Source organism: Myxococcus llanfairpwllgwyngyllgogerychwyrndrobwllllantysiliogogogochensis (genome assembly GCF_006636215.1).
Taxonomy (GTDB): domain Bacteria; phylum Myxococcota; class Myxococcia; order Myxococcales; family Myxococcaceae; genus Myxococcus; species Myxococcus llanfairpwllgwyngyllgogerychwyrndrobwllllantysiliogogogochensis.
Map to the genome: position 1 here is coordinate 21,905 of NZ_VIFM01000142.1, position 6,326 is coordinate 28,230.

Here is a 6,326-nt window from a genome sequence, read left to right on the forward strand (position 1 = left end):
CCCCTCAGGGGCACAAGGAGCCAGTCAAAATGGCCATCGAGCGTACGCTGTCCATCATCAAGCCGGACGGTCTGCAGAAGGGCGTCATCGGGAAGATCATCAGCCGCTTCGAGGAGAAGGGTCTGAAGCCGGTCGCCATCCGGCTCCAGCAGCTCTCCCAGAAGGAGGCCGAGGGCTTCTACGCGGTCCACAAGGCCCGGCCCTTCTTCAAGGACCTGGTGCAGTTCATGATCTCCGGCCCCGTGGTCCTGATGGTGCTGGAGGGCGAGAACGCCGTCCTGGGCAACCGCGACATCATGGGCGCCACCAACCCCGCGCAGGCGGCCGAGGGCACCATCCGCAAGGACTTCGCCACCAGCATCGACCAAAACACGGTGCACGGCTCCGACAGCCTGGAGAACGCGAAGAACGAGATCGCGTACTTCTTCCGTGAGACGGAAGTCCAGCCGTACGAGTACACCGCCAAGAAGTAGGCGGCAGGCCCCGGAAGGGGCCTCTGACTGACGGCCCGGTGTCGGCACCCGCGAGGGGCTGGCCCGGGCCGTTGGCCTTCCAGCGGGGCAGGGGAGGGGTGCTCATGCCTGGAGCAGGACTCAGGGAGCGTGCGCTCCTTTGACTTGTCGTGCCCAGGTGTGGGAAGGGACGCCCCGGGCCTTACCGTTCAATAGCGCGACGACGATGACCGAGACCTCCGCCACCCCCTCTCTTCCTGTCACGGAGCCACTGCCGGCGCCCGCGCCCGCGAAGCTCGTGGACGTGGCCAGCCTGTCGCTGGAGGCGCTCACCCGCTTCGTCACCGAGCAACTGGGCGAGCGCGCCTTCCGTGCCCCCCAGGTCTACCGCTGGCTGCATCAGCGCGGTGTCACGTCGTTCGACGAGATGACGGACCTGTCCAAGGTCCTGCGCGAGAAGCTGAGGGTCGCCGCGGAGATCGTCCCGCTGGTGAAGGACCTGGAGCAGCGCAGCATCGACGGCACCATCAAGTACCGGTGGAAGACGCGGGACGGGCGCTACATCGAGTCCGTCTACATGCCCTCCGAGGACCGCAGGACGCTGTGCGTGTCCACCCAGGTGGGCTGCGCCATGGCCTGTGGCTTCTGCATGACGGGCACCATGGGCCTCAAGCGCAACCTGACGCCCAGCGAGATTGTCGCCCAGGTCCACGCGGTGAACCGCGAGGTCCGCAAGAACGAGGGCCACGAGACGCTGCGCCCGCTCTCCAACCTCGTGTTCATGGGCATGGGCGAGCCGCTCCACAACTTTGAAAACCTGAAGACGGCGCTCTCCATCCTCCAGTCCGAGGACGGGCCGAACTTCAGCCACCGCCACATCACCGTCTCCACCGTCGGCCTCGTTCCCATGATCGAGCGCTTCGGCCAGGAGACGGACGTGAAGCTGGCCATCTCCCTCAACGCCAGCACCGACGAGCAGCGCAGCAAGACGATGCCCGTCAACCGCAAGTGGAACATCGCCGCGCTGCTGGACGCGTGTCGCAAGTTCCCGCTGCGCCAGGGACGCCGCATCACCTTCGAATACGTCCTCATCCAGGGCTTCAACGACAGCGATGAGGATGCGCACCGCCTCATCCAGCTGCTCAAGGGAATTCCGGCGAAGGTCAACCTGATTCCCTACAACGAGAACCCGGGTCTGGGGTTCCAGACCACCGCGGAAGAGCGGGCGGAAGAGTTCCGGGCCATCCTGTCGGATGGTCACGTGTCCGCCTACATCCGCAAGAACCGGGGCCGGGACATCGCTGGCGCCTGCGGGCAGCTCGCCAATCGTGGTGAGGCGTCCGCAGCCGAAAGCACGACATAAAGTCCCGAGCTTCCTTGACAATCCGGCGGGTGCGGCGTTAAGAGCGCCACCCCGTTTCCATCGTCGTAACCTGTTCGCTGGAGTACTCCATGGCCGTCGTCCTCCGTCTTGCCCGCGCGGGCGCCAAGAAGAAGCCCTACTACCACGTGGTCGCCACCGACTCCCGCAACCCCCGGGATGGCAAGTTCATCGAGGCCGTTGGCGCGTACGACCCGAACATCACCCCCCCGAAGGTGGAGTTCAACGAGGAGCGGCTGAACTACTGGCTGAAGACGGGCGCGACGCCGTCGGAGACCGTGGCGGACCTCATCAAGGTCGCCGCGAAGGCTCCCAAGTCCACCCCCGCGGCTTGATCCGCGACCGCCTGTACTGAGCGGACGTGGAGCAACTCCTCACGTATCTGGCGCGGGCCCTGGTCGATCAACCGGACCAGGTGGGCCTGCGCATCTCCGAGGTGGACGGCGCGCGGCTCTATGAGCTGAAGGTCGCCCCCGAGGATGTTGGCAAGGTCATCGGCCGTGATGGGCGTACCGTGAATGCCCTCCGGACGCTGCTCAATGCCGCGGCTCAGAAGTCAGGCCAGAAGGTTCGTCTGGAGATCCTCGACGACCGGCGCAATGCGGCCAGCGGCCAGCCCGCCGCCGCACCGGACACGTCACGGTGACTCCGAACCCCTTGCTTGAGCTGGGCTTCATCTCGCGCGCGCACGGACTGCGCGGCGAGGTGGCCGTGCGTCCGTTTGATCCAGGATCGGAGACGCTCGCCACCGTCGAGCGGGTTCGCATCCGCACCCGGGCGGGCGTGGAACGCGACCTCAAGATGGAGGAGCTGCGGCCCACGCCGAAAGAGGACATCGTCGCCTTCGAGGGCGTGGAGACGCGCACGGAGGCCGAGTCGCTCGTGGGCTCCACCGTGTTCGTCTTCCGCGAGGACCTGGAGCCGCCCGAAGAGGGCCAGTTCTTCCAGGGCGATCTGGTGGGCCTGTCCGCCGTGGACGAGGCCGGCACGCCCCTGGGAACGGTGGAGGAGATCTGGGCCACCGGCGAGGTGCCGAACCTGGTGATCCGCGCTGCGGGGCGGCAGGAGCTGGTGGTGCCGTTCGCGGATGAGTTCGTCCCCACCGTGGACATCGCCGCGCGGCGCATCGTGATCCGCCCTCCCGAGTACGTGGAAGTCGGCCGCCGCGACGCGGACAAGGATGCGCCCGACGGGTCCGAGCAGTGAGTCCGCCGTATCCGGTGGAGCTGCTCACGCTGTTCCCCGGCATGGTGACCGGCTACCTGGGGGCCAGCATCCTCGGCAAGGCCCAGGAGAAGGGCCTGCTCTCCACCACCATCACCGACATCCGTGAGTACGCGGAGGGCAAGCATCGCGTCACGGACGACGCTCCCTACGGGGGCGGGGCTGGGATGGTGATGAAGCCCGAGCCGCTGATCGCCGCGATTGAAGCCGCGCGGGCGCGACTGCCCGGCGCGAAGGTGCTGCTGATGAGCCCTCGCGGCGTGACGTTCACCCAGGCCGCCGCACGTGAGCTTGTCTCCCACACGGCGGGGTTGATCCTCGTCTGTGGTCGCTATGAGGGCGTGGACGAGCGGGTGATGAGCTACCTGGATGGGGAGCTGTCCCTGGGAGACTTCGTCCTCACCGGTGGGGAGGTCGCCGCGATGGCGGTGGTGGACGCCGTGGCGCGGCTGGTCCCCGGGGTGCTGGGGAACGTGGCGTCCTCGGTGTCGGAGAGCTTCGAGGAGGGCACGCTGGAGCATCCCCAGTACACGCGCCCGCCCGTCTTCCGGGAGGTCGAGGTGCCCGCCGCCCTCCAGTCGGGAGACCATGCCCGCATCGCCCGGTGGCGCCGTTGGAAATCGCTGGTGCTCACACGAGAGCGCCGGCCCGACTTGTTCTCCCGCCTGACGTTGTCCAAGGCGGATCAAAAACTGCTGGCTCGCCGCGAGGAAGACCTGTAACCCTGGGGGTTCTCAGTGGATTGGGCTTCAGCGGGCTTGTCCGACACCATTCTCTCTGGTAGTACGGCCCGCTCTTTCACGCGTTCATCGTCGCGTTAGCTTCCGCTTTACTGGAGTCTGTCATGCGTAACAGCGCCATTCAGCACGTCGAGGCCAAGTACCTGCGCCAGGACGTCACCTCGTTCCGTTCTGGTGACTCCGTGCGCGTCTTCTGGAAGGTGAAGGAGGGCGAGAAGGAGCGCGTCCAGGCGTTCGAGGGCACCGTCATCCGGAAGACCTCGGGCAGCCACAGGGCCACCTTCACGGTCCGCAAGGTGTCCTTCGGCGTCGGCGTGGAGCGCATCTTCCCGCTGCACAGCCCCCGCTACGAGAAGATCGAGGTCCTCTCGCGTGGCCGCGTGAACCGCAGCCGCCTGTTCTACCTCCGCGACCTCAAGGGCAAGGCGGCCCGCGTGGACGTGCAGGAAGATCCCGACAGGGCCCCCAAGGCCGCCAAGGCCTCCTGAGCGCCTGAGTCCTCGTCGGCCCACGGGCCGTCGTGAGAAGGAGCGTCCGATCCCGGGCGCTCCTTTTTTCATTCGCGGTAACATGCGCCGGCCATGCAATTCGTCGAGGTCGCCGTCCAGAATGTCCGGGGCTTTACTCCCGCGGGCCGCTTCTCGCTGAAGTCCGGGTACCTTGTCCTCAAGCCGCCCTCGGCCGAGGCGAGCCCGTTCGCGGGAGTCCTGCTCGCGCTGCTCTTCGCGGACGGTCGGGGCGGAGACGCCTCCTTCATCGCGCCCGGTGCGAAGTCCGGCAAGGCCGCGCTGACCTTCCAGGGCGTGGATGGTGCGACGTACCGGGTCCTGCGGGAGCTGGGCGGCTCGGGGACGCTGCACCGCTTGAACAAGGCGACGCAGCAGCCGGAGCTGGTGTCGTCGGATGCCTCGGAGATGAACCAGTTCATGCGCGGGCAGGTGGGGCTGCCTCCGCGGACGACCTTCGAGCAGCTCTACTGCCTCCAGGTGGGGCAGCTTCCATCCCGGCGTCCGCGCAAGGCCGCGGCCAAGGCCGTGGATCCCAAGGCGTCCGGCAAGTTCCCCTCGCTGGCGTCCGCCTCCACCGTCGCGCCCTCCGACGACATCGCCGCATCCGAGGCGAAGGCGCGCGCGTTGGAGGCGGAGCTCATCTCCGCGCGCGAGGTGGATGGGCTCCAGTTCAAGGTGGACGGGCTGTCCTCGCAGATCTTCGACGCGGATCAGCGCCTGAAGGGCACCGAGGGGCTGAAGGTGGCCATCCACGACGCGGAGAATGCGTGGCGGGCCGCGCCGACGCCGCAGACGCTGGGGCTTCCCCAGGACATCCTCAACCGGGTGCAGCGCTATTCCAAGGTGGTGGCGAAGCGGGACGATGCGCTGGTCCGGCTCGGCGCGGACCGGGATGCGGACGCGGCGGACGTTCCGGACTCGGTGGAGCCGCTGACGGAGGACCGTGGCTTCTGGGTCGGCATCGCCGTGGGCGTGCTGTTTCTCGGGCTGGGGTTGGGTCTGGGGCTCGGCATCGACAGCACGTTCCGCTACCTGGCGCTGCTGGACATCCCCGCCTTCGGCTTCTCCGCGTTCGTCGCGCTGCGCTACGTGGATGAGCTCCAGAAGTCCTCGCAGCGAGGCAGCAAGGAAGGTCGCTTCGACGCGCGCGAGAAGAAGATCCACGAGGAGTTCGAGGCCGAGGCCGCGCCGGTGCGCATGGCGCAGAAGGCACTCGGCGTGGAGAGCCTGGACGAGATTCCCGCCGCGCTGGAGCGCAAGGAGCTGCTGGCCGCTCGCGTGGTGGAGCTGAAGGATCAGCTCGCGGCGGTGGAGGCGGACCCCGAGTTCGTGGCCGCGTCCACGCAGCGCCAGGCGCTGAAGGACCAGCTCGAGGCACTCAACGCGGAGCTCATTCAGAAGGGCTCCTACGTGCGCGACATTCGCGAGGTGGAGCGGGAGCTCGGCCGGGTGAAGGAGTCCATCGCGCTGGCGAAGGCGCCACCTCCGCCGGCCGCTGCCGGACCGGATGGTGCTCCCGCGCCCGCGGAGCCGCTGGAAGATCCTTCCCCCGCGCTGCTGGCACAGGCCGCGGACATCTTCACCACGGATGTGCTGAGCGTGCAGGCCATGCTCAAGGATCGCTGCGTCCAGTACCTCACCGCGCTCACGGACCGCCGCTACCAGGGCGTCGAGTGGGACAAGGAGGGTCGGGCCTTCGCGCTCGCGGGCGGGCGACGGGTACCGGTGGGCGAGATTCCGCCGAAGGACCTGGACCTGTATTACCTGGCGCTGCGGATGACGGTGGTGGAGAAGGGGAGCGCGCGCGTGAAGCGACCCTTCGTCCTCGAGGATGTCTTCGCCGGCGTCGAGGAAGTGAAGCTGCCGCTCATCGCCCGGATGCTGAAGCACCTGGGCACGCTGACGCAGGTGCTCCACGTCACCCCGCACCCTGGCTTCGCCCAGATGTCGGACGGCACGGTTAACGTGTAGTCCGATGTGGAAGGTGTCCTCCGTGGGGGAGGACGGTGGGGGTATGGGG

Annotated in this window: 8 protein-coding genes; all 8 read left to right on the top strand. The window is 67.6% G+C overall.

Going from position 1 to position 6,326, the window contains the following annotated elements; genetic code table 11:
• Positions 1-29 precede the first annotated feature (29 nt).
• The 8 genes from ndk to FJV41_RS29485 all read left to right on the top strand — a co-directional run bounded on the left by ndk (position 30) and on the right by FJV41_RS29485 (position 6,277).
• Positions 30-473 (top strand): nucleoside-diphosphate kinase, encoded by a 444-nt coding sequence (gene ndk / locus FJV41_RS29450; protein WP_141645901.1) that lies wholly within the window; start codon positions 30-32, stop codon positions 471-473.
• A gap of 205 nt (positions 474-678) precedes the next feature.
• Positions 679-1,815, top strand: a complete 1,137-nt coding sequence (rlmN, locus tag FJV41_RS29455; protein ID WP_141645902.1) for a dual-specificity RNA methyltransferase RlmN — start codon at positions 679-681, stop codon at positions 1,813-1,815.
• Positions 1,816-1,904: 89 nt separating this feature from the next.
• A complete protein-coding gene (rpsP, locus tag FJV41_RS29460) occupies positions 1,905-2,168 on the top strand; it encodes a 30S ribosomal protein S16 (RefSeq protein WP_141645903.1) in 264 nt (87 codons plus the stop codon).
• A 26-nt stretch (positions 2,169-2,194) separates the two neighbouring features.
• The gene (locus FJV41_RS29465; protein WP_141645904.1) at positions 2,195-2,479 is read left to right on the top strand and encodes a KH domain-containing protein; all 285 of its coding nucleotides are present in this window, start codon (positions 2,195-2,197) and stop codon (positions 2,477-2,479) included.
• Complete coding sequence (rimM, locus tag FJV41_RS29470; protein ID WP_141645905.1) at positions 2,476-3,039, top strand: ribosome maturation factor RimM; 564 nt, start codon at positions 2,476-2,478, stop codon at positions 3,037-3,039. Before FJV41_RS29465 ends, rimM begins: the two co-directional genes overlap by 4 nt.
• On the top strand, positions 3,036-3,779 hold the full coding sequence (trmD, locus tag FJV41_RS29475) for a tRNA (guanosine(37)-N1)-methyltransferase TrmD (RefSeq protein WP_141645906.1): 744 nt from the start codon (positions 3,036-3,038) through the stop codon (positions 3,777-3,779). The genes rimM and trmD overlap by 4 nt, the downstream gene beginning before the upstream one ends.
• A gap of 122 nt (positions 3,780-3,901) precedes the next feature.
• Positions 3,902-4,285, top strand: coding sequence for a 50S ribosomal protein L19 (gene rplS / locus FJV41_RS29480; protein ID WP_141645907.1), 384 nt, complete (start codon positions 3,902-3,904; stop codon positions 4,283-4,285).
• 93 nt (positions 4,286-4,378) lie between these two features.
• The gene (locus tag FJV41_RS29485) at positions 4,379-6,277 is read left to right on the top strand and encodes an AAA family ATPase (RefSeq protein ID WP_141645908.1); all 1,899 of its coding nucleotides are present in this window, start codon (positions 4,379-4,381) and stop codon (positions 6,275-6,277) included.
• Positions 6,278-6,326: the final 49 nt, after the last annotated feature.